The sequence below is a fragment of the Cytophagaceae bacterium ABcell3 genome, assembly GCA_030913385.1.
GTDB lineage: Bacteria > Bacteroidota > Bacteroidia > Cytophagales > Cytophagaceae > ABcell3.
Genome location: CP133159.1, coordinates 35,564 through 58,113, shown reverse-complemented (window position 1 = coordinate 58,113; position 22,550 = coordinate 35,564). Strand labels below are relative to the sequence as shown.

Below are 22,550 nucleotides of genomic sequence, written 5' to 3'. Positions count from 1 at the left end.
AAATTTACTGAAAATTAATTGCGGAGAATCCGGTCATATTTTTCAGCGTTCAATGGGTCAAGCTGTTTAAAGATAGGAACTATTTTATTTTTCTCTTCCTGTGGGGCTTCAGAGAACATTTGAATCAGTTCACTGTTTTTGGCCAGGAAAAAGTTTTTCATTAGTAGCGTGTTAGGTTTGTTTTTATTAACCTGTATAATTTCTTCGAATGCTTCCATAATGATTTTTCTCCCTTCTTCCACATCTTTATAGAATGTGTCCAGCCCTTTGCGGTGGTACACGTACATGGCTTCTCTGAAAGGGATCATTACTTGGCTATTGATATTTTCTTCCAGCCAGAACCTACCATTTTGTTCACCTTGCCCCCATCCAGAAGCACTGGACGATTGGGCAGCGCCTGCGATGTTTCTGGCAGTTTCAAAATACTTGGTGCCGCCTAGCTCTGAAAAGCTGTCATAGTCCATGCCGAGTATGATAAAAGCATAAAAACCCATAATACTGGACAGGTTGTCCATAAATGAGTTTTCGTTAAAGTTAAATGGCTGGCCTTGTTGGTACTGAAAAGAAACCCCTTGGTCAAGGAAGTTAAACATCACCGTTTCGTAAGAGCTGTTGTAAACCGGCCTTGAAAACTGCACCTGTAGGTTCGCTTTTTTTATATCTAGCTTACTGGCGTTACCAGTGCCCTCCATAATAGTGATCATAAAGTTGGCCTTGATACGCTCTTCTGTGTTAAACTCGTCGTCAGTCCACTGCCTTCCCATAAAGTCGGAGAGTGAACGCTTCAAGTCTTCGACAATAGATTTGTCAGAGAGTTCGAGTTTTTCAGCATTTATCTCAATCTGACTTTCGAACTCTTGGGCTTTTGTAGTAAAGCCCAGGACAATAAAAGTAATTAATATTGGTAGTATCCTAGACATGGATTTTTTTGATCACTAACTCTTTAATATCTTTAGCCACCTCTTCCTTACTTTTTAACTCAAAGGACGTAAAATTATTGTCTTTTTCCAGTATGGAAATTTTGTTTGTTTCATGCCCAAAGCCGGCGCCTTCATCTTTAAGGGAGTTGAGAATGATCATGTCGAGGTTTTTGTTTTTAAGCTTCTTCAGGGCATTCTCTTTTTCGTTATTTGTTTCCAGTGCAAATCCTGCCAAAAACTGTCCTAGTCGTTTCTTTTTGCCTGCCTCTGCTGCAATATCTGGGTTTTTTTTGAGGTGTAAGGCAAAGGTGTCTTCGTTCTTCTTAATTTTAGTGTCCGAAGGGGCGGCAGGTGTATAGTCGGCAACGGCGGCAGCAAAAATTAAAATATCTTGCTTTTCGAAAATGTCCATAACCGCTTTGTGCATCTCTACTGCTGTGGTTACGTCAACGGTTTTTATGTTAGAAGTGTCTGGCTTTTCTTGTATTGGCCCACATACCACTGTTACCTCTGCGCCTTCTGCTGCAAAAGATTTTGCCAGGGCATAGCCCATTTTCCCTGAGGAGTGATTGGTGATATAACGCACAGGGTCTAAGGGTTCTCTAGTAGGGCCAGCGGTGATTAGCACCTTTTTGTTTTTCAGCCTTCCACTAGAAAAGAAACGATGTATTTGCGATAATATATTTTCTGGCTCTGCCATTCGGCCAGTTCCGTAAAGGCCACTGGCCAGCTCGCCCGACTCTGCCTCTATCAGATGGTTTCCAAAGCCTTTTAGTTTGCTTATTGCACTGACAACAGCGGGGTGTTGGTGCATGTCTAGGTCCATGGCAGGGGCAAAAAATACTGGACACCTTGCAGAAAGATAAACGGCCGTTAGGAAGTTGTCGCATAGGCCATTGGCCATTTTTCCTAAGGTGTTGGCACTTGCCGGGGCTATAATAAAAGCGTCAGCCCAAAGGCCTAAGTCTACATGGTTGTTCCAAACGCCAGATGACCCGTTTTCAAAGTCCGTATAAACTTGGTGCTTTGATAAAGTTGATAAAGTAAGCGGGGTAATAAATGAAGAAGCAGAAGCGGTCATGACAACCCTTACTTCTGCTCCTTCTTTTATAAATAATCTGATCAGGTGTGCGGATTTGTATGCCGCTATGCTTCCGCACACGCCAATGAGTATTTTTTTGCCAGTAAGCATATTACCTACTCTTGTTCTTCATCCGGTTTTCTGAACATTACTTTGCCTTCTGCAAACTCTTCAAGCGCAACGGTCGTTGGCTTAGGCATTCTTTCATAAAACTTTGAAATTTCTATTTGCTCTTTGTTCTCGAACACTTCCTCTAGGTTGTCAACAGTAGAAGCAAAGTCAGCAAGTTTGTTGCTTAGTTCTTCTTTCATTTTTGTTGAAACCTGTCTTGCCCTCTTAGAAATGATAGCCAAAGACTCATATACATTTCCTGTCGGTTCAGAAAGTTTATCAATATCTCTTGTGATTATTGATGATACAGCCATAGTTTATGTAGGTTTTATATTTAAAACAGTATTAATTCTTATAAGTTATCTTTTTCCAGTCTGCTTATGCAGCTTTCATAAATAGTTTCTGCCGCCTTTCTGTATTTGCTTTCTGGATACTTGTCTATAAAGTCCTGATAGTACTCAATAGCACTGTGGTACCTTTCCTTTTGCTTATTTACTACACTTGATTTGGCAAGGTTGTATTGGGCGTCAATTTTCAGATAGGTGATTTCTTCACTAAACTCTGAATCAGGGTACGACTCCAAAAAAGAGTCGAAAGATACAATGGCGGATTTATAGTTGATGTTATTATAGCCGCCAAGGTTATAAAATATTTTTGCATTTTCATAAGCCTTATGCTCTAGTTTTGCATTTAGGGCATCGGCCATTGAATTTATTTCTTCCATGTGTTCGCTATCAGGGTGCCTGTTAGCAAAGGTTTGGATGGCTTTTAGGGCAGAAGTAGAGTTTGTTTGATCCAGGTTATAGTCTGGAGAATCATTGAAAAGCGATTTTGCATATAAAAACCGAACTTCTTCTATGTGCTCGCTTCTCGGATAAGTGTCTATAAAATCTTTTAGATAATAGGCACTCATAATGTACTGCTTCTGGTTAAAGTGGCATTTTGCCTGATAAAGCAGGGCTGTTTCAGACTCAGAACGACCTTTTAACAATGGTACTAAGTCTTCGAACAGAAGACTAGCTTTATGATATTCTGCCTTATCATAATAAGCATACGCTGCATCTAGTTTCTCATCCAGATTATCACTTCTTTGTATTTTGTCAAACTGGCTACAAGACATGAGCAGGACAGTGAACAGAGTAAATAGTGATATGTTAAAACGCATTTTGTGCATAGCTTGCAAATATATAAAATTTATTTCTTTTTTATTCAAGTACCTCTATAGCTTTTACCTGATCTATACCCCCTGCATCCTTGTCTGAAACAGGACTTGGGGCCGGTACAAATACTACCTGGTTTTGCTGTATTCGTACGCCTACCACTTCTTCTCTGCTTGGCCGCTCTTCTTTTCTCCACTTAAAACCTTTGAGCCTTGTCTCTGGTTCCTTAATCTCGTGTGGAGGTATAAAAGAGGCATTAGGGTTGGCAAGGAACGAAATCGTATGTAGTTTATTATCTGAATTGAACATGATTCGCATATCGCTACAAAGGGATTTGTTCATGCCTGTGGTTTTATTCTTTTCTTCTTCTATTGCATAGTATATGCTTTCTGCATTTCCGTTTACCAGCACTTTGTTCACCTTTTTGTCAACAAAAAAAGCGGTCATGTTTCGCCCTTTTATCTGGTTAAAGTTCTCTATCGTGTCTTGAGAAACAATAAAAGAGTTATTGTTGACATACATTTTGTCTGGGTTATTGTTTACCATTAGCAAACGAATAGAGTCGCCCGAAATCTGGTTTTTCTCACTCCAGAGTACTGGGTCATTATAGAAGTAAATGATAGAGTCGGCAAAATCGTACACTAAAGAATCAGCTTTGGTCTGTAAGTCCGATCTCCAAATTTTTGACTTCGGGTACGCAATTAGCTTTTTATCGGGGTTGTCTTTTTTGTCGATGGAAATCAACGTGTCGGCAGTTAGGAACAAAGTGTCTTTTTCTGAATACTGCTTGAGCAATACATTGCCGTATACTTTAGCCAAACCCTGTTTGCCCCAGTGTCGGGCATGGTCAGATTCGATGATAATACTGTCATTAGGAGATTGCAGCTTTACATTACCATTGATAATGGTGACGTCTGCTTTTTCATCATGGTGGATTTTATCTCCTAAAATGGTATATTCTTCAGTTTTTACCTCTGCTTGTTTGGCAAAGTCATATTCGGCCGTAATCGTGTTGTATGTCCCTTCGTGTGCGAAAATAGTCCCATCGTCTGAGGTTATGGTTGACGGCCCAAAGAAGGTCGCAATTTTTGTTGCAGTGCTATAGTGCAGGGTGTCTGATTCCAGGACGAAATTTTCTTCAGGGTTGTTTACCACTACATCGTCCCTAAAGCGGAACAGCTTTGTATTGGTATTGTAATGGCCTTTTTTACTTTTTAATGTTGTTGGTCCATCCACAATATGCCCGCCTTCCATATAGTAGGCGATTTTGGTGTTCAGGTCATAGTCAAGCTTGTCTGTAGTCAAAGTCATTTGGGGGTCGCGCAGGGTAACATTGTCCCGCACACGGGCTTTCCTGGTATTTCCGTCATAGAAAAGCTTGTCGCCTGTTAACTGGACAGTGTCTCTTTGGTTGATACGCACATTTCCAAATGCGTCAATGGAGTTTCTTTTTGTGTATTGATAGGCAGAGTCACAGTACATAAGTACGTCGTCTTGCTTGAAAATGACATTGCCGCGGAGCTTCCTCACGGGCAGTCCATCTATCTCAATACCTTCAAGCTCTTCGGCCTGGATAAGCTCGATTTTGTCCCCTTTTTGAGCGTACACATCCTGTAGCAGAAAAAAGGTTGCTGAAAAGCAAAAAAGAATTTTAAAGTATAATTTCATCAAATTACAATCTTTGTATGCAAACTTAGTCAAAAAACCTATCTTTCGGCATGTTAGACTGTTTTCTTCGCTATATAACACAAAAAGATCTAATAAGATTGCATCAATCTGTAATTGTTGCAGTAAGTGGTGGCATTGACTCAGTAGTCCTTGTCGATTTATTGTATAACGCAGGGTTTAAAGTTGCTATTGCCCATTGTAATTTTCAATTGAGAGGTGCTGAATCTGAGGAGGATGAACTGTTTGTGAGGGGTTTGGCAGAACGGCTGGGGGTGCCTTTTTTCTTGAAAACTTTTGATACCCAAAAAATTGCGTCGCAGGAAAAAATTTCTATTCAAATGGCTGCGAGAGATATCAGGTACCAGTGGTTTGAAGAACTAAGAATGGCTGAAGGGTATGACTATGTGGCTGTGGCGCACCATAAATCGGATACCGTAGAGACTGTGCTTTTGAACTTGGCTAGAGGGACAGGAATCGCTGGTTTGCATGGCATAGCCCCAAAGGTTAAAAATATAATCCGTCCGTTGCTTTTTGCTGGAAGAACGGATATAGAAAAGTACGCTGCTCAGAAAACGCTGGATTGGAGAGAAGATAGCTCCAACAAATCTACAAAGTACGCAAGGAACTTAGTGAGGCACAAAATGATACCTTTGTTTAAGCATTTAAATCCTCAGTTTGAAGACGCTATGCAGCAAACTGTTGAAAAGGTGTCTGCAATAGAGCGTATTTATAAAGCAAAAGTTGACGAACTGGTTCGTAAAGCAGTCCGAACGGAAGGAGAAATGCTTTATGTTGATATGAGTGTCCTTTCGAAGGAAACGGAAGGGGCTACTTTGTTGGCAAGTATCTTAGAGCCTTACAACTTTTCGTATACAGATGCCAAAAATATATTTTTAGTTTATAAGGAAAGTGGAAAGGTGTTTCTTTCGGATTCTCATAAGCTTGTGACCAGTAGGGGAGGGTTGCAGATCGCTCCATTGGCAGCCAAGCAAACTTCTGAGGTCACAGTTCATGCCCCTGGAAATGATGTTGAAATGGAGGGGAAGGTTTTTCAAACAGCAATATTAGATCATTGGAAAATTGAGCCAGACCCTGAAGTATGTCTGGCAGATTATGATAAGCTTTCTTTTCCTTTACATATTCGCCATTGGAAAGAAGGGGACAAGTTTAAACCATTGGGCATGAATGGGTTTAAAAAGTTAAGTGATTTTCTCATAGACCGAAAGCTTTCTTTGCTGGACAAGGAGAAAGTGCTGGTGCTTACTTCTGGAGAAAACATAGTTTGGGTAGTAGGCATGAGAATGGATGACCGTTTTAAGATAACAGGAAATACTAAAAAGGTAGTAAGAATAAAGGTGGCAAGTTTGTAATGCCTTAGATAAAGTCAAGTATCTAAGAGCACCTTCTCAAGCGTGGAACACTTAATTAGATAACCCATTTAAGTCTCTATTAAATATGAAGCTTTTTTACTTATATGCGGCCCTACCGGCGAGGCAAAAAGTAACTAAACGAGCCTATGTGAGCTAATAAAATATAAGATACCTAAATGGGTAACCTATAATAACCTTCACCTTATTTCTTATTCTTTAGGAAACCGTTTCAAGTCCGTTTTTTTAAATGTCCATTCTGGGGTGGTCAACTCTTCGCCGAAATCCACGGCATACCAAGGTGAGCGTTCCGGTGAAGATGGATTATGCAAAATTTGAATGTCTTGCGCTGGCATATAGCTTTGTGCCAATAAGAAAATTTTCTCCCCACTTTCCGTGTTAATGGCAGTATCCATAACGATAACAGCATGGCCTGGACTTCCTCCTTGGATGAAGACATCGCCCATTTGGATATCTTTTATTGATACAGGTCTCAGTTCTTTTGATAAAGAAAGCGTGCCGGCATACATAAAAACAAACTCCAGGTAGCTTGGGTAGTAATTTTCGGAAGGGATAGTCTTAGGTTCCCACCAGGTTTTGTTTCCATTTACCATTACCCTTTCACCTTTTCGCCATCTGTTATACTCAACTTTAAAGCCATTGGTTAGATTAAAATGAATATCCTCGTACCTCGCATTTTCAAAAAGGTAATCTGCCCTTAGCCTAATGATTGCATCTGCACATTGCTGGAGATCTTTATTGCCTATATCTAAGTCAAGTACAGAATCATACACCCCGGGAGTCTGCTTCTCTTTTCCATTGAAATATAATACAGGGCTTCCGTATGGTTTTAAAGGAAGCTGTCTCAAAAAAGCAGCAAAGCTGCCTGCTTCGGCAGAAGTCCTTTGCCATGGATGGTTGAGCTTATATCTTTTGTCAATGGTTATGCCCGAGGTATCAGTCGTGAAGTCGGTTTTGCTTTTTTCTTTCAAAGAGGTATTGGTAGCTGCTTTGGCTCTTTGGGTATAATTGTCCGGGTTTGATGAACAACAAACAAATAATGCTAATGTGAACAGGGAGGTTAACCTGTGTTTAATGCTGAATTTCATAGTTGTATTTACTGATAGTAAAAATACCTGTGTCTGGTTTTCTGGCCGGCTCAGGTTGACAGGATTCAATTATTTATTTAAAAAATTTTATTGTTAGCATCAAAATAATAAATTTGTGTGAATTCAAAATAAATATTTTTTAATAAGATAATTTAACTCACCTAAAATTCCGATAAATATGAAAGTAACAGTTGTTGGAGCAGGTAATGTTGGTGCAACCTGTGCAGATGTTCTTGCCTACAGAGAAATAGTTAACGAAGTTGTACTTCTTGATATCAAAGAAGGCGTAGCAGAAGGAAAAGCCCTTGATATGTGGCAAAAAGCTCCTGTTAACCAGTACGACACCCGTACAATAGGGGTTACAAATGACTACTCTAAAACTGCAGATTCTGATGTTGTGGTAATTACTTCTGGTCTTCCTAGAAAGCCTGGTATGACCCGTGATGACTTGATCAGTACCAATGCCGGTATTGTGAAGTCGGTTACGGAAAACATCATGAAATATTCTCCTAACTGCATTATTGTAGTGGTGTCTAACCCACTTGACGTAATGACATACTGTGCCCACCTTGCTAGCAAAATGCCTAGAGAAAAGGTGATTGGTATGGCAGGTATCCTTGATACTGCTCGTTACAGAGCGTTTCTTGCTAGCGAAATTGACTGTTCTCCAAAAGAAATTCAAGGTATGCTATTAGGTGGCCATGGTGATACAATGGTTCCACTTCCTAGATACACAACTGTAGGCGGTATTCCTGTAACTGAACTTGTTGCTAAAGATAAACTTGACGCTATCATTGATAGGACTAAAAATGGTGGTGGGGAATTGGTTAAACTAATGGGTACTTCTGCTTGGTATGCTCCTGGTTCTGCAGCAGCTCAAATGGTAGAAGCTATCGTTAAAGACCAAAGAAGAATTTTACCTTGCTGCATCAAGTTAGAAGGTGAGTATGGTATCAGCGACTGTTACCTTGGAGTACCTGTGGTACTTGGTAAAAACGGCGTTGAAAAAGTAATAGAGCTTCAGCTTAACGATGAAGAAATGGAGCTTCTTCAGGTTTCTAAGAAACATGTTAAAGAAGTAATGAGTGTGCTTGACAATATGCCTGCCAAAGCCTAATTTTTTTAACTGTTAAAGAAGAAGAAGAAAAGGAACGTGTAATGCGTTCCTTTTTTTATTTATTTGCCAACTGCACCCCTTCTTGCCCATTGATGTCTTCTTTTGAGAACCTTATATAGGCCTTTTGTTTATTTTTTTGGTTGTCTGTATAAAGCTCAATCTCCCATAGATAATCTTCCGCTACATCTACCGGACTTTCACATACGACTGTATAAGTGGCAGATTCTCCCGGGCCTAGTTTTTTAAAGTCATTATCCTCCACCCGATAAATGTCATACGATGGGCCAATTTCATTTAAAACATTTCCAATATTGTCCCTGACCACATTTTCTCTGTAATATTTGTCTTTCTCGCCGTAGCAAAACTTCTGGTCTTGTGATGTATTGGTCGCCTTGAAAGTTAGTACCAGGTATTCAGAGTTAGATTTTTCTTGTACTGGTCGTCCCAAATGCCAATTCATCCGCATCAGGTTAATGGTTCTTAACTCTATTTTCTCTGGTGTGAACTCCAAATGCCCAAATTTTCTGGATTTACCTAGCTCAACGGTGTTTTCCTTTATGTTTCTTATGTTTGTAATCCTTTTTAATGCTTCTTTATCAGCGTCCAAGGTTTTGATCTGGTTATAATTGTCCAGTGCCCTTGAAAAGTCTAAGCGTTTTTCATGGTCAGCGGCAGCTTTTTTAAGCTCTTTCACTTGCTGCTTTATTTTTTCAAGTTTATAGGGGCGCCCTAAGTTTAAGTAGAGTCTATATTTATTATTTTCTTTGATAACCGTAAACTCCTTTTCCTCAATTTCAGACTCTACAGCATTGTCATGAAGCAATTCATTAAACTTCTTGGTTGCGTGCTCTATTTTCCCGTCTTCTTCATCGGGAGACAGGGCGGTAACCATGGCATGACTAAGTATATTGCTTAGAATTTCTTCAGCATTAGGACGCGTTAGCCTTACCCTGACTTGGGTAGTGTCGCCGCTTGTTTTACTGTCAATAATTTCATACTTAAAGCTGGAGGCGTTTTTTTGGAGAATTTTTTTGTTTAGCATATTCTCCTTTCTGAGCTTGCTGGTAAAAACTTCCTCTGCTTCATAAAACTGGTCTTCTGAACTCAACAGCTTATAAGCCTCTTCTCCATTATCGTCCAGGAAAGTATATTCTAGATATTTTTCGACTATAGTCTCAGGCTTCTGTGCGCAACCTGTTAAAAATATAAATGCCAATAATAATGCACAATTCCAGCATAATGTAGCCTTCTCCCTCATAATCAACCCTTCTTTTCCTCTTCACATTCAACCCTCTTGTTTAAATAACAGTACTTTAGAAGTGAATGTTGAGAAAAAGGGAGAACTTTTTTGGTGTATTAAAAGGTAAGCTTGTGGTGCTGGAAACCTGATTTTTCGGTATCGGAGGAGTGGCGATAGTAGATTTTATCACAGTTTTCCTAATTTTTTGATGATGGTACGGCATAATAATGTAATTTTGCAGTCGAATTATACCTTGTAAAAAGTATGATAATTACCAAAATATTATCAACTTTAAAGTTTAAATGAGAATTCACGTATTATGAAGGTTCTAAAGTTTGGCGGTACTTCAGTCGGATCACCAGAAAACATACGACAGGTTGTAGAGATACTGAAGGGTTATAATAAGTCTAAAACTGAAATAGCAGTTGTCTTTTCTGCTATGTCAGGTATTACAAACCAACTTGTAGAATTAAGTCAGAAAGCTTCTGAAAGTAATGAAAGCTACCTGCAGATTCTGAAGGAGGTAGAAAATAAGCACTTAGCTGTAGTAAAAGAACTTATTGATGTAAAGAACCAGAGCCATGTAGTAGCTCATATTAAAATGATCATCAATGAGTTGGAAGATCTTCTTCATGGGGTTTTCCTTTTAAAGGAACGTTCTCCAAGGACATTAGATCTCGCGCTCAGTTTTGGGGAAAGACTTTCTGCTTATATTATTTCTGAGTTTGTTAACCAAAGTGGTATTCCTTGTGAATATGTAGATGCAAGGGAGCTTATAAAAACAGACCATACTTTTGGCGGTGCTAAAATTGACTTTTCTGTTACCGATAAAAACATCAAGGCCTATTTTAGCAATAAGTCGAAGGTGCAGATCATAACCGGTTTTATCAGTTCTACCGAAAAGAACGAAACTACTACTTTAGGACGTGGAGGTTCGGATTATACAGCTTCGGTCATAGGAGCAGCACTAGGCGCAGAAGAGATTGAAATCTGGACTGATGTAGACGGTGTCATGACTGCCGATCCGAGAACGGTCAAGCGGGCATTTTCCCTGCCGGCCATTTCTTATGTAGAAGCTATGGAAATGTCGCATTTCGGGGCTAAAGTGATATACCCTCCGACATTGCAACCTGCTTTTAACAAAAGAATACCTATTCGTATAAGGAATACCTTTAACCCAGAATTTCCTGGCACAAAGATCAGTGAAAAAACTGATTCCTCTAACTATATTATCAAAGGTATATCTTCTATAGACAATATTTCTTTGGTTACCCTGCAAGGTAGCGGCATGGTAGGTGTACCTGGCATTTCTGCCCGTATTTTTGGGGCTTTGGCTGCAAAAGAAGTTAACGTAATTATGATTACTCAAGCTTCTTCTGAATATTCCATCTGCCTGGCAGTAGATCCTGCTGATGCTGAAAAAGCTAAAGATGCGCTTGAAGAAGAATTTGCCTATGCTATTTCTATCAGCAAAATTGACCGTGTGAAAGTGGAGAATGGCTTGTCAATTTTGGCCATTATAGGGGAGAATATGAGGAATACGCCTGGTATTTCCGGCAAGCTTTTTACAGCACTTGGGAAAAACGGGATCAATGTAGCGGCTATCGCTCAAGGATCTTCGGAGTTTAACCTATCTGTGGTAATTAATAAAGTAGACCTTTCGAAGGCGCTTAACTCACTACATGAAGCTTTCTTCTTGTCTGACATTAAGTCCCTTAACTTATATGTGGCAGGGGTAGGGCTTATTGGGGGGACACTCCTAAACCAGATCCAAAAGCAAGCGCAGGAGTTGGTAGAACAGAAGTCTCTCAATATCAATATTGTTGCTGTTTCGAACAGTAGAAAAATGCTTTTCAATGATGCGGGCATTGACCTTCAGAATTGGAATGACCAGCTTGAGAAAGATGGTGTGAAAGCAGATATGGCATCTTTTGTGAAACAAATGCAAGAGCTTAATCTGCCTAACAGTGTATTTGTAGACTGTACGTCGAGCGGTGAAGTGGTAAAGCATTACTATAGTGTGCTTTCTACGAGTATTTCTGTGGTTACGCCTAACAAACTTGGTAACTCTGGCCTGTATAGCGATTATGCAAAATTGCAGAATGCTGAAAAAAGGCATGGCGTTAAGTTCTTATACGAAACCAATGTAGGGGCGGGTCTTCCAGTAATCAATACGCTTAGAGACCTTAAGTTCAGTGGTGATACAATTGTCAGAATTGAAGGTATACTTTCTGGTACCTTATCATATATTTTCAACACTTTTAAAGGTGACGTGCAGTTTAGCGATGTGGTTCGCCAAGCAAAAGAGAAAGGGTTTACAGAACCTGACCCTCGCGATGACTTAAATGGTATGGATGTGGCCAGAAAGATCTTGATTTTATCAAGAGAGGCTGGTTATCCGCTAGAGTTTGAAGATGTAGAGGTTGAAAATATTTTGCCAGAATCGTGCAGAAATGCAGAGACTGTTGATGCCTTTTTAGATGAACTTGAAAAGAACAACAAAGTATTTTCAGACAAGCGTGATCAGGCAGAAAAAGAAGGCAAAGTTCTAAGGTTTATAGCTAAACTTGAGAACGGAAAAGCCACTGTAGCACTGGAAAGTGTTGATAGCAGTCATCCATTCTATTCGTTGTCTGGTAGTGATAATATGATATCTTTCACCACGGAGAGATATATGGAACGTCCTTTGGTGATCAAAGGCCCAGGAGCTGGTGCAGAAGTTACTGCAGCAGGTGTTTTTGCTGAGATCATCAGTATCAGTAATTATTTAAAAGGTTAATTGAACCGATAGGGAATGAATAATAATACTCCGGCACCTGCTACCGGAAGTAAGGTGAAAATGAAAGAAAGTATTAGGGTATTTGCATCTGCCACTGTTGCAAATGTAGTTTGTGGTTTTGATGTGTTAGGATTTGCTGTAGACAATCCTGGTGATGAGGTTGTGTTGAGGAAAAGCGACAAACCGGGCCTGGTAATTACTAAAGTTACCGGCGATGAGGGGAGGCTTCCTACAGAACCCGAGAGAAACACCGTTGGGGTTTCTATTAGTAATTTTCTTAGGCACATCGGTGAGGACAATCTGGGCATTGAGATTGAACTGCATAAAAAAATGCCTTTAGGAAGCGGCTTAGGCTCTAGTGCGGCAAGTTCTGTAGCAGGCGTTTTTGCTGTCAATCAACTGCTAGGGAATCCTTTTAAGCAAGAAGATTTGCTGCCTTTTGCAATGGAGGGCGAGCGTATAGCATGTGGATCTGCCCATGCCGATAATGTAGCGCCAGCTTTGTTTGGAGGCTTTGTTTTGGTTAGAAGCTATGACCCACTTGACGTGGTTCGTATTCCTGTTCCAGAAAATCTTTTTTGCACAATTATACACCCACAAATAGAAGTTCAGACCAAAGATGCTCGTTCTATTCTACGCAAACAAATCCCGATGAAAGACGCAGTAGTCCAATGGGGAAATGTTGCAGGGTTAATTTCTGGACTTTTCATGTCTGACTATGACCTTATAGGACGTTCTATGCAGGATGTGATTGTTGAACCAGTAAGGTCTATTTTAATTCCAGGCTATCATGAGGTTAAAGAAAGTGCCTTGCAGGCTGGAGCATTAGGCTGTGGAATCTCTGGCTCAGGACCATCTCTGTTTGCGCTTAGCAAGGATGAAGATACTGCTAAATCAGTAGGGGAGGAAATGTCTAGGGCCTTTCAGCGGATGCAGATTGGTAGCGAAGTTTATGTGTCCAGGATCAATAACGAAGGGCCTTTGATCATAGAGTAGTTCTGATTTATTACGATTTTGTTTTAACTATAATATAAAGTTCTCCTAAACCATGAGGTTATATAGCACCAGGCATCAAGCCCCGGAGGTTGATTTCAAAGAGGCGGTTTTTAAAGGATTGCCATCTGACAACGGGTTGTTCATGCCTCATTCTATTCCGTCTTTGCCGGAATCATTCTTTAACAATATTGACCAACTTTCTTTTCAGGAGATTGCTTTACAAGTAAGCAGTAAACTGATCGGAGACGAAATTCCGGAAGATCGTTTGAAAGATATTATTTACGATATGCTCTCTTTTGATGCCCCTGTCGTAAATATACATGACAATATGCATGTGCTGGAGCTGTTTCACGGTCCTTCTTTTGCTTTCAAGGATTTTGGAGCGAGGTTTATGGCAAGGGTCATGGCTTTCTTTTTGGAGCAGGAGCAAAAGGAAATAAATATTCTGGTAGCTACCTCAGGAGATACAGGAAGTGCTGTCGCTCAAGGCTTCTTGGGAATGCCTGGTATTAAAGTTACTATTTTATATCCAAGTGGAAAAGTAAGCGAGATTCAGGAAAAACAGTTGACCACCTTAGGGCAAAATGTTACAGCTCTTGAAGTGCAAGGTACTTTTGATGACTGCCAACGCTTGGTTAAAGAAGCTTTCCTTGATGAGCAGCTTAATAAAGACTTCAACCTAAGCTCAGCCAACTCTATCAATATCAGTAGACTTGTACCACAGTCTTTTTATTATTTTTATGCTTATGCTCAATTAAAGAAGCAAGGCAAACCTTTGGTTTTCTCTGTACCTAGCGGAAACTTTGGAAACTTATGTGGAGGGCTTATAGCAAAAAGAATGGGACTTCCTGTTCACAGGTTTATAGCCTCTACCAATGTGAATGACATAGTCCCTAAATATCTTTTTGATGGAAACTTTAGCCCAAGGGAATCTATCATGACCATTTCAAATGCCATGGATGTGGGTAACCCTAGCAACTTCTTTAGGTTGACTGATCTTTATGGCAACGATATAGAGAAAATCAGGTCTGAAATAACTGGTAAGTCCTATACCGATGAGCAGACTCGGAATATCATGACACAGGTGTATGAAAAGCATGGATATGTATTGGATCCGCATGGTGCTGTAGGGTATTTGGGACTTAGAGATTACTTGAAAGAGTCTGGTGATGATGCTAATGGCGTTTTTCTTGCTACAGCCCACCCAGCGAAGTTTTTAGATATAGTAGAAGGTACTATTAACAAGAAAGTAGAGATTCCTGAAAGTTTACAAAAAGCCGTAAAACAGGAAAAGAAAAGTATTCCGCTCAAGCCAACTTTTGAGGGACTTAAAAACTACTTATACAGTAAATAAAAAAAAGAGAAGCAAAGCTTCTCTTTTTTTTATGATATTTATAGGGGCCTTAAAATACAATAGCCTAGGACCCTTCCGGTGCAACATCATTTTCGTCTATTTTCTCCTTTATCCATCCCATTTTTCCTAAAGGATACATATAGCCAAAACTAATGGTAATGGCACGGTTGCTAATTCCTCTGTAACCTTTAGGCGCTTCTCCTATGTCGAACATATCTGAAAAGCTGTGGGTGTACCTGACTTCAGTAAATATATCTCCTTTTCCTAAGGGTTTCATAAAGCCGCCACCTATTACAAATCCAGCGTCAAACCTTCTTAACCCATCATAGTCTAGGCTTGCCTGTTGCCAGCCTTCAATGTCTCCTGTTTCATAGTTTGTTAATGCTGTCCTGGTGTTTCCGGAAAACCTATATCCAACATAGGGGCCTAGGTTGAAAAATGCCCCTAGCTTCTCTTCGCCTGTTATAAACTTGATTAGAAAAGGCATTTGTAAGTGGTTTGTTCTGAACATCATTCCTTCGTCGTATAGACGGCTATCTTCAAAGCCTAAATCATCATCATGTAGCGTGGTTACAACGCCTCCGCCTAGCCTTAAGAAGTTTATCTCTGTTTGCACTGCCAACCAGTATTTTAACTCGTAGCTTGCATGCGCTCCAAAGGATGGGCCTAAAATATTCTGGTTGTTCACCCTAGTCCTAAAATTATTGTCTGACACCCATGTTTCGTAGCCATTTTGCCAGGCAATATTTAATCCAGCCCTTGCTCCTATAGTCAGATAATCTTGAGCCATACAGTGAATGGAAGTGCATAACATGGCAAACAAGATGCATATAGATTTATTCATTGATTGTTTTGAGGTTTCAAAATATTGAAATGTAACTGGTACTATATACGATTTTGGTGAAAATAGTTTAATAAAATTTTTAATGTGGTTTATTGGTTAGGCTACAGTATTATTTCGTAGGTTAGGTAATAATTATTAATACGATGAATACAGGTACTATTAAATTCTTTGATGAAACTAAAGGGTTTGGTTTTATTAGAGAGGATCACACTAATCAAGAAATATTTATCCATGCAACGGGATTAAAAGAGAAAGTTGCCCAAAATGATAAAGTTTCTTTTGAAATAGTGGAAGGAAAAAAAAGGCAAAATGCTGTAAATGTGCAGAAGGTCTAGCTTTAGTGCGTGGTAACAAACGCCCTAAAAGTTGATTTGCTAATATTTAAAAACTTTATGACCTATAGACGAAAAGGGTTATTTCGATGCTGCATAGTTGCGTAGCCACAAGGCATGCTTTGTAGCTACGAATGCATTGCGATTTTTAACCTGATATAAACAATAGAAAGTTCTGAAGCATATTTCAGGGTTAATATGAGAAAAAAATGAAATATATAGAATTATTTTATTGCTCCCAGCGTTATAATAATGATTGTCGGGAACAATCATAGTTAAGGTTATTAATATCAGAGCGCCCGGGGAAACTCGGGCTTCTGTTTTTTAGTGGATTTCAAATGCAGGTTTTAAGTCCCTCATGCATTTGAAGTGTTTTTTTGGACAGCGACTGTACCCAATTTTTGAACATGGCCGACAAGAAAGATCATTGTTTTCTATAATATGAAATTTTGTTAAATAAGGATACATACCCAATGATGGTGTCGTATTTCCCCATATGCTATAAATCTCTTTTTTAAATGCAGCCGCTATATGCATAAGCCCTGTGTCATGAGAAAAAACCAGTGAAGCTTGTTTTACCAGAGACGCAGATTGGTTTAGATTATACTTGCCACAGGCGTTGTAAATTATGTTGCTTTTGTTGGTTTTAAAGTGTTTTTCTATTTTATCCCCTACTGCCTTATCTTCTTTTCCTCCAAGAAGTACCAATGGTTTATTAATTTTTTCGCAAAACTCTATAATTTTCTCCTCCGGTAACCTTTTGGTATAATGCTGTGCGCCTATGGCAAAAGCAACAAATCCGTTTTGGTGACTCTCAGGTAGTGACTCTTTTTTAACTTCATCTGCCGAAGGAATAAAATAGTCCAAGCCCAGATAGTCATTGTAAACATTCAAGGGTTCTACGGTTTCCATATACCTGTCTACAATGTGTAGATCAGGCATTTTGTTGATCTTGAAATTAACATAGAGCCACTTTTGTATGTTTAGTTTATTAAAACTAAAGGCTTTGGTTCTTAATTTAAGTTTTATTTGGGCCGTTCTTAAGTTATTGTGAAGATCTATAACATAGTCATATTCCTCTTTTTTTAATGCTTCAATCAGGTTTCCCATGTTATTGTCCAAATAATGGACTTTGTGCAGGTAGGGATTGTGTTCTATTATTGAACGAAAGCTTTTTTGGGTACAATAGTGTAGTTCTATATCGCCAATCTGCTTTCGTAGATTTCTGATAACGGGGGTGGTAAGTACTATATCTCCAATGGATGAAAACCTTATGATTAAAATTTTGGGCATTTTTACTTTGTTATACTCCTACAGCTTTTTTGCGTTGGGCAAAGAATTTTTCTATTTCGCTCAGGGAAAGTGCATTGAAAGTCATTTCTTTGGTGAGTCCAGCTTTTCTTCCCATATATACACCGTATTTCATATCGTGATACCCTTCTGTTTTATGGGCATCTGGATTGATGCTGATCATCACATTTTTACTAATGGCATACCTGATCCATCTCCAATCCATGTCTAACCGCCTAGGGTTGGCGTTAATTTCTATGACCACATTATTTGCGGCACAGGCATCAATTACTTTTTTATGATCTATAGGGTACCCTTCTCTTCTAAGCAATAACCTGCCAGTTGCATGACCTAGGATGGTTGTATAAGGATTTTCAATGGCAGTAATCAGCCTCTGTGTCGCTTTTTCTTCTGTCATCTTAAGGTTTGCATGAACCGAAGCAACAATGAAATCAAATGAAGCCAACACCGAATCTTCATAATCGAGTGCACCATCGTTCAAAATATCAGACTCTATGCCTTTAAAGATCTTAAATGGAGTTAATTTCTTGTTCAGCTCATCAATCTCCGCATGTTGCTTTAAAATATCCTCTTCTGTTAACCCTCCTGCATAATAAGCAGTTTTTGAATGGTCTGATATCCCTAAATACTCAAATCCAAGATTTTTGCAGTAAGCGGCCATCTCTTCCAATGAATGAACTCCGTCGCTGTATGTGGTATGGTTGTGAAGTATGCCTTTGAGGTCTTCATAAGTTACCAAGCAAGGGGCTTTTCCTTCTTTGCATAAAGAAATTTCATCAAAACCTTCACGGTATTCTGGGTCAATGTTGGGAAGTTCTAAATGTGCCAGCAGATCACTTTCCGTTTTGAACTTATGCTCATTGACTATACTTATGAAGTTCTTCCCAGGGCTTACTTCCTGAATTAGGTGTTCTTTACTGGCCGAATGTATATACAACCTTCCTCCAAACTCAGCAGGGGGGTACATTTTAACTTCAATATTAAGTCCTGACTCATGTTTTCCTCTCCAGGCAAACGGGGCTGATGCGGCTACATCTTTTTTGATGCCTTCTAGGGAGTCAAGAAAGGAGTGCATGGCTTGAAATTCGGTACAGGCTACCAGTATTTGCAAATTATGGACAATTTCCATTTTACGCCGTATATCGCCAGCCAGGCAAGCATTCTCTGCGTATGGAGATTCTTTAATAAGCTTTTCTAGTGAGTAGGCTAGCTCTTCTACCTCTGCATAGAGAAACTTATCTTTTTGCTGCTCAAGAAACGCGAGTCCTTGCTTGATGGTGTCTTGGGTCTTTGCCCCAAAACCTTTAAGCTTTGCCACTTGGCTTTCCTCGCATGCCTTCCGGAGCTCTTCTGTATTGGTAATGTTAAGCTCTTGCCATAAAACCCGAATTTTTTTAGGGCCTAGACCTTTTAGGTTCATAATATCGAGGAGGCCTTTAGGGGTTTCTTCCAAAAGCGTTGACAACTCTGGGAAACTACCGGTCTCTGATATGGCTTTAATCTTTGCAGCCATATTTTTACCTATGCCTTCTGTAGCGGCAATTTCTTCCTCTGACAGCAGGCTGAGGCTATTGTTGGCTTTTTCCAGTTTAAAAACTAGGCTTTGGTACTGCCTTATTTTAAACGGGTTTTCATTGTGCAGCTCCATGATAGAAGCCGCTAGCTTTATTACTTTTATTATATCTTTGTTGTCCAATGCAGAAAAGTTTTATTACTGTAAAATTAACAATTTATATATTCTCCAATAGTATGAACAAGTATTAGATGTAAATAATCATACTTGTTTTAAAAAAATAAGTCTTTAATTTAGCTAAAAATTGCAGTATATGAATTATTGGTTGGTAAAGTCAGAGCCTTTTAAGTATCCTTTTAGCCAGTTGCTGGAAGATAAAGTGACTTATTGGGATGGAGTGAGGAACTATCAGGCCCGTAATAACTTAAAGGCTATGAAAGAAGGAGATTTAGTGCTTTTCTATCATAGCAATGTTGGGAAAGAGGTAGTGGGTGTTGCCAAAGTTGTTAAAGAACACTACCAAGATCCGACTACGGAAGACCCAAAATGGGTGGTTGTGGATGTTGCGCCTGTGCAGGAGTTGAAAAAGCCCGTTACTTTGGAAAGGATCAAGCAGGATGATAGACTTAGTGATATTGCCCTTATCCGGCAATCCCGTCTTTCTGTTATGCCTCTGAAAAAAGAAGAATTTGATATCATACTCTCTATCTCGGAAGAGTAGTTCTTTTAACTTAGTTGCATGATTTCTGAATAATAATTGTCAGGGAATTGTGGGACGTTCTGAGGTTTCTCATTGTAAATGGCGTAAAATGTAGATCCGCTCCCGCTCATTGATGCATAAATGGGGTTTGTCTCAATGAGTGTATCTTTCAGTTGTGCCAACCGAGGGTTTGATGATAAAACTGATTGTTCAAAATCGTTTACGATTTCAATCCAGTTAGGAGTAGGGGCAAGTAGTTGTTCCAGCTTTATTTTGGGTGGTGCTGGCTTTACGGCCGCATAGGCCTGGGCTGTGGATATATGTACGTCTGGGTATACGAGAAGCAGGAATTTTCCATGGAGAGAAAAAGTAGTCGGGGCGAAAGCAGTTCCTTTTCCCGTTGCCAACACTGGTTTGTTGCGAATAAAAAAAGGACAGTCGCTGCCTAGCTTTCCTGCAAACTCCTCCATCTTAGCAGTTGTGAGGTTCAGGTCGAAAATGTCATTTAGCAGTTTAATGGTAAAGGCAGCGTCGGATGACCCTCCGCCTAACCCTGCACCCATAGGTATAACTTTGTGAAGGTGAATATGGACAGGTGGTAAACTGTACGCTTCGTTTAGTAGCTGATAAGCTTTAACACATAAGTTCTGCGTCTCAGGGCCTTCTACAGGGATGCCTGATGTGGAAAATTTGAAAGTTGGTGCCAGCAAAATTTCCAGTGTATCGTGCAAAGGGATGGGGTAAAAACATGTCTCCAAATTGTGAAAACCGTCAGGTCTCTTTTCGGTTACAAAAAGTCCAACATTAATTTTTGCATTGGGAAATGTGATCATCGGAAAAATTACGTTATTATAAGTTGTAAATTTATCTGAAAAATACCTAAAAGTCATTAATGTAAATCATCATTTGTGTTTACATTATTTAATTAGTGCTTAAACTTCAATGTATATCAGTTACATAAAGCCGTTATTTGATTTTTGTTCTGCTATTTTGCTGCTGGTTTTGCTGGCTCCAATATTGGCGGGAATAGCTTTATGTCTTTATTTTACCAACAATAGGCGGGTTTTCTTTATTCAAGAGCGGCCTGGGTATAAAGGGAAAATCTTTAAGTTGATAAAGTTTTGTACCATGAAGGATGGTGCAGACGAACTTTCTGGAGATGTTCAAAGGATTACCTATGTGGGGAAATTTCTTCGGAAATACTCTTTGGATGAGCTGCCTCAGCTAATAAATATTGTTAAGGGTGAGTTAAGTTTGATTGGCCCTCGTCCATTGTTAAAAGAATATCTCCTTCTTTATAATGCTTGGCAAATGCGTAGACACGATGTCAAACCCGGTATCACAGGTTTGGCACAGGTGTCCGGGAGGAACAGTATTTCTTGGGAAGAAAAGTTTAAATTTGACAATGAGTATGTGGATAGGGTGTCTTTTTTTCTTGATCTAAAAATTATTGTTTATACTGTAAAACAGATATTTAAGCCAGAAGGTATCAATGCCGGAGAAGCATATACAATGGAAAAATTTCAGGGCAATAAGGTTAAGCATTCTGTTGCTTCGCATAAAAATGAGTGTGTTGATATATAAGTTGCCAAAGCCTGCCTTTTGCGTCAGCCTATTTTTATACTTAACAATTTCTTAACATTGGTGTAATGTTGGGATAATATTGGTGTCCTTACTTTGCCATCGGAAAAATAAAACAGTTTCTGATGGAATTATTGAAAGGACTTAGGGTTTCTTTGTTTTTACTTTTTGTAGTTTTTGCCGCCAGCGCAAATGTAGTAGAGGACGATAGTTCCTCTACTAAGGCCACAGCCCCAGTAAAAAAATGGTATGAATCATTAAATATCCGAGGATATGCACAGTTGAGGTATAATGGGCTGATCCAAACAAACCCTGATCTTGAGTGTGCGCAATGCGACCGGTCTTGGGGCGGTGATCCTGAGTTTTTCTTTAGACGGATTCGTTTGGTTTTTTATGGTAATGTCCATGAGCGAGTATATGTTTATATCCAGCCTGACTTTGCCAGTTCTCCTGCCTCTGGTCGACTTCACTTTGCTCAAATCCGTGATGCCTATTTTGATCTCAGTTTAGATAAAAAGAAAGAGTTTCGCTTTAGGGTAGGGCAGAGTAAGGTTCCTTTCGGTTTTGAAAACCTTCAGTCTAGCCAAAACAGGATACCGCTTGATAGACACGATGGTATTAACAGTGCTGTAGCCAATGAACGTGATATGGGTGTGTTTTTTTACTATGCGCCTCAGCATATCAGAAAGCGTTTGTCATGGCTTGTGAGCTCTGGCCTTAAAGGAAGTGGCGACTATGGGGTGCTAGGGCTTGGTGTTTACAATGGTCAATTGGCCAATAGTCCTGAACTAAACAGAAATAAGCATGTTGTAGGACGTATTTCTTATCCTTTTCTTCTTCCAGGGGGGCAAATTATAGAGCCGGGTATACAGGCATATAGAGGTTTTTATGTACTTCCGTCTAGATCAGAAATTACACAAGAAAACAGCCCTTCTGAATTCCTAGATCAGCGTGCTGCAGCAAGTTTTATTGTATATCCACAACCGTTAGGTATTCAAGCAGAATATAATATAGGAACAGGGCCACGCTTTAATCCCGAGACAATGTCTATAGAACAAGGCCGGCTGCATGGTGGCTATGTGCAGGTTTCTTATTTTATCAGATCGGGTGGGTCTTTATTTATACCTTTTGCTAGGTGGCATTATTTTGATGGCGGTAAAAAGCACGAGCTTGACGCCAGAAGCTATGTTGTCAATGAACAGGAAATTGGCTTTGAATGGCAGCCAAACCCATTTGTCGAACTAGTGGCTATGTATACTTTTTCAGACCGTACTTTTGAGGATGCCCTACGGCCAATCAACAGGCAAGCGGGCAGTCTTTTAAGACTTCAGCTTCAAGTAAACTTTTAATTATTTTCATATTCAAAA

20 protein-coding genes are annotated in these 22,550 nt (G+C 39.6%); 9 read left to right on the top strand and 11 right to left on the bottom strand.

Annotated elements, in window-relative coordinates:
- Nucleotides 1-14: 14 nt before the first annotated feature.
- Genes RCC89_00290 through RCC89_00270 form a run of 5 tightly spaced genes read right to left on the bottom strand, consistent with a single transcriptional unit; the run spans nucleotide 15 to nucleotide 4,940 of the window.
- Nucleotides 15-920, bottom strand: a complete 906-nt coding sequence (locus RCC89_00290; protein ID WMJ71615.1) for a DUF4835 family protein — start codon at nucleotides 918-920, stop codon at nucleotides 15-17.
- Nucleotides 913-2,112: a bifunctional phosphopantothenoylcysteine decarboxylase/phosphopantothenate--cysteine ligase CoaBC gene (coaBC, locus tag RCC89_00285; GenBank protein WMJ71614.1), complete on the bottom strand. Its 1,200-nt coding sequence runs from the start codon at nucleotides 2,110-2,112 to the stop codon at nucleotides 913-915. The genes RCC89_00290 and coaBC overlap by 8 nt, the downstream gene beginning before the upstream one ends.
- A gap of 5 nt (nucleotides 2,113-2,117) precedes the next feature.
- Nucleotides 2,118-2,426 (bottom strand): DNA-directed RNA polymerase subunit omega, encoded by a 309-nt coding sequence (locus RCC89_00280; protein ID WMJ71613.1) that lies wholly within the window; start codon nucleotides 2,424-2,426, stop codon nucleotides 2,118-2,120.
- 38 nt (nucleotides 2,427-2,464) lie between these two features.
- A complete protein-coding gene (gene bamD, locus RCC89_00275; GenBank protein ID WMJ71612.1) occupies nucleotides 2,465-3,277 on the bottom strand; it encodes an outer membrane protein assembly factor BamD in 813 nt (270 codons plus the stop codon).
- A 40-nt stretch (nucleotides 3,278-3,317) separates the two neighbouring features.
- Nucleotides 3,318-4,940 carry an OstA-like protein gene (locus RCC89_00270; GenBank protein WMJ71611.1) on the bottom strand — a complete coding sequence of 541 codons (1,623 nt, stop codon included), beginning with the start codon at nucleotides 4,938-4,940 and terminating at the stop codon, nucleotides 3,318-3,320.
- A 50-nt stretch (nucleotides 4,941-4,990) separates the two neighbouring features.
- On the opposite strand from RCC89_00270, the gene tilS reads away from it, so the two are divergent.
- On the top strand, nucleotides 4,991-6,310 hold the full coding sequence (gene tilS, locus RCC89_00265) for a tRNA lysidine(34) synthetase TilS (GenBank protein WMJ71610.1): 1,320 nt from the start codon (nucleotides 4,991-4,993) through the stop codon (nucleotides 6,308-6,310).
- Between the two features lie 209 nt (nucleotides 6,311-6,519).
- Here tilS and RCC89_00260 read toward each other — a convergent pair whose 3' ends face one another.
- On the bottom strand, nucleotides 6,520-7,416 hold the full coding sequence (locus RCC89_00260; protein ID WMJ71609.1) for a DUF4846 domain-containing protein: 897 nt from the start codon (nucleotides 7,414-7,416) through the stop codon (nucleotides 6,520-6,522).
- 178 nt (nucleotides 7,417-7,594) lie between these two features.
- Here RCC89_00260 and mdh point away from each other — a divergent pair, with 178 nt between their 5' ends.
- Nucleotides 7,595-8,533, top strand: a complete 939-nt coding sequence (gene mdh / locus RCC89_00255; protein ID WMJ71608.1) for a malate dehydrogenase — start codon at nucleotides 7,595-7,597, stop codon at nucleotides 8,531-8,533.
- Nucleotides 8,534-8,588: 55 nt separating this feature from the next.
- Here the strand turns inward: mdh and RCC89_00250 are convergent, their stop codons facing one another.
- Complete coding sequence (locus RCC89_00250; GenBank protein WMJ71607.1) at nucleotides 8,589-9,791, bottom strand: hypothetical protein; 1,203 nt, start codon at nucleotides 9,789-9,791, stop codon at nucleotides 8,589-8,591.
- A 301-nt stretch (nucleotides 9,792-10,092) separates the two neighbouring features.
- On the opposite strand from RCC89_00250, the gene thrA reads away from it, so the two are divergent.
- The 3 genes from thrA to thrC are packed head-to-tail and all read left to right on the top strand — an operon-like array spanning nucleotide 10,093 to nucleotide 14,902.
- Entirely contained in the window at nucleotides 10,093-12,552 is a 2,460-nt protein-coding gene (thrA, locus tag RCC89_00245; protein WMJ71606.1) for a bifunctional aspartate kinase/homoserine dehydrogenase I, read from the top strand.
- A gap of 15 nt (nucleotides 12,553-12,567) precedes the next feature.
- Nucleotides 12,568-13,548, top strand: coding sequence for a homoserine kinase (locus tag RCC89_00240; GenBank protein ID WMJ71605.1), 981 nt, complete (start codon nucleotides 12,568-12,570; stop codon nucleotides 13,546-13,548).
- A 52-nt stretch (nucleotides 13,549-13,600) separates the two neighbouring features.
- On the top strand, nucleotides 13,601-14,902 hold the full coding sequence (gene thrC / locus RCC89_00235; GenBank protein ID WMJ71604.1) for a threonine synthase: 1,302 nt from the start codon (nucleotides 13,601-13,603) through the stop codon (nucleotides 14,900-14,902).
- Between the two features lie 64 nt (nucleotides 14,903-14,966).
- Here thrC and RCC89_00230 read toward each other — a convergent pair whose 3' ends face one another.
- Entirely contained in the window at nucleotides 14,967-15,746 is a 780-nt protein-coding gene (locus tag RCC89_00230; protein WMJ71603.1) for a porin family protein, read from the bottom strand.
- A 143-nt stretch (nucleotides 15,747-15,889) separates the two neighbouring features.
- Between RCC89_00230 and RCC89_00225 the strand changes: the two genes are divergently transcribed.
- Complete coding sequence (locus RCC89_00225) at nucleotides 15,890-16,081, top strand: cold shock domain-containing protein (GenBank protein WMJ71602.1); 192 nt, start codon at nucleotides 15,890-15,892, stop codon at nucleotides 16,079-16,081.
- Between the two features lie 321 nt (nucleotides 16,082-16,402).
- On the opposite strand, the gene RCC89_00220 is transcribed toward RCC89_00225, so the two are convergent.
- Nucleotides 16,403-17,371 carry a glycosyltransferase family 9 protein gene (locus RCC89_00220; GenBank protein ID WMJ71601.1) on the bottom strand — a complete coding sequence of 323 codons (969 nt, stop codon included), beginning with the start codon at nucleotides 17,369-17,371 and terminating at the stop codon, nucleotides 16,403-16,405.
- Nucleotides 17,372-17,381: 10 nt separating this feature from the next.
- Nucleotides 17,382-19,085: a DNA polymerase/3'-5' exonuclease PolX gene (gene polX / locus RCC89_00215; GenBank protein ID WMJ71600.1), complete on the bottom strand. Its 1,704-nt coding sequence runs from the start codon at nucleotides 19,083-19,085 to the stop codon at nucleotides 17,382-17,384.
- Nucleotides 19,086-19,215: 130 nt separating this feature from the next.
- Between polX and RCC89_00210 the strand changes: the two genes are divergently transcribed.
- A complete protein-coding gene (locus RCC89_00210) occupies nucleotides 19,216-19,623 on the top strand; it encodes an EVE domain-containing protein (GenBank protein ID WMJ71599.1) in 408 nt (135 codons plus the stop codon).
- Between the two features lie 5 nt (nucleotides 19,624-19,628).
- On the opposite strand, the gene ispE is transcribed toward RCC89_00210, so the two are convergent.
- Nucleotides 19,629-20,492 (bottom strand): 4-(cytidine 5'-diphospho)-2-C-methyl-D-erythritol kinase, encoded by an 864-nt coding sequence (gene ispE / locus RCC89_00205; GenBank protein WMJ71598.1) that lies wholly within the window; start codon nucleotides 20,490-20,492, stop codon nucleotides 19,629-19,631.
- 52 nt (nucleotides 20,493-20,544) lie between these two features.
- Here ispE and RCC89_00200 point away from each other — a divergent pair, with 52 nt between their 5' ends.
- Together RCC89_00200 and RCC89_00195 are read left to right on the top strand one after the other, a co-directional pair.
- Complete coding sequence (locus RCC89_00200) at nucleotides 20,545-21,186, top strand: sugar transferase (GenBank protein ID WMJ71597.1); 642 nt, start codon at nucleotides 20,545-20,547, stop codon at nucleotides 21,184-21,186.
- Between the two features lie 122 nt (nucleotides 21,187-21,308).
- A complete protein-coding gene (locus tag RCC89_00195) occupies nucleotides 21,309-22,532 on the top strand; it encodes a porin (GenBank protein ID WMJ71596.1) in 1,224 nt (407 codons plus the stop codon).
- Nucleotides 22,533-22,550 lie beyond the last annotated feature (18 nt).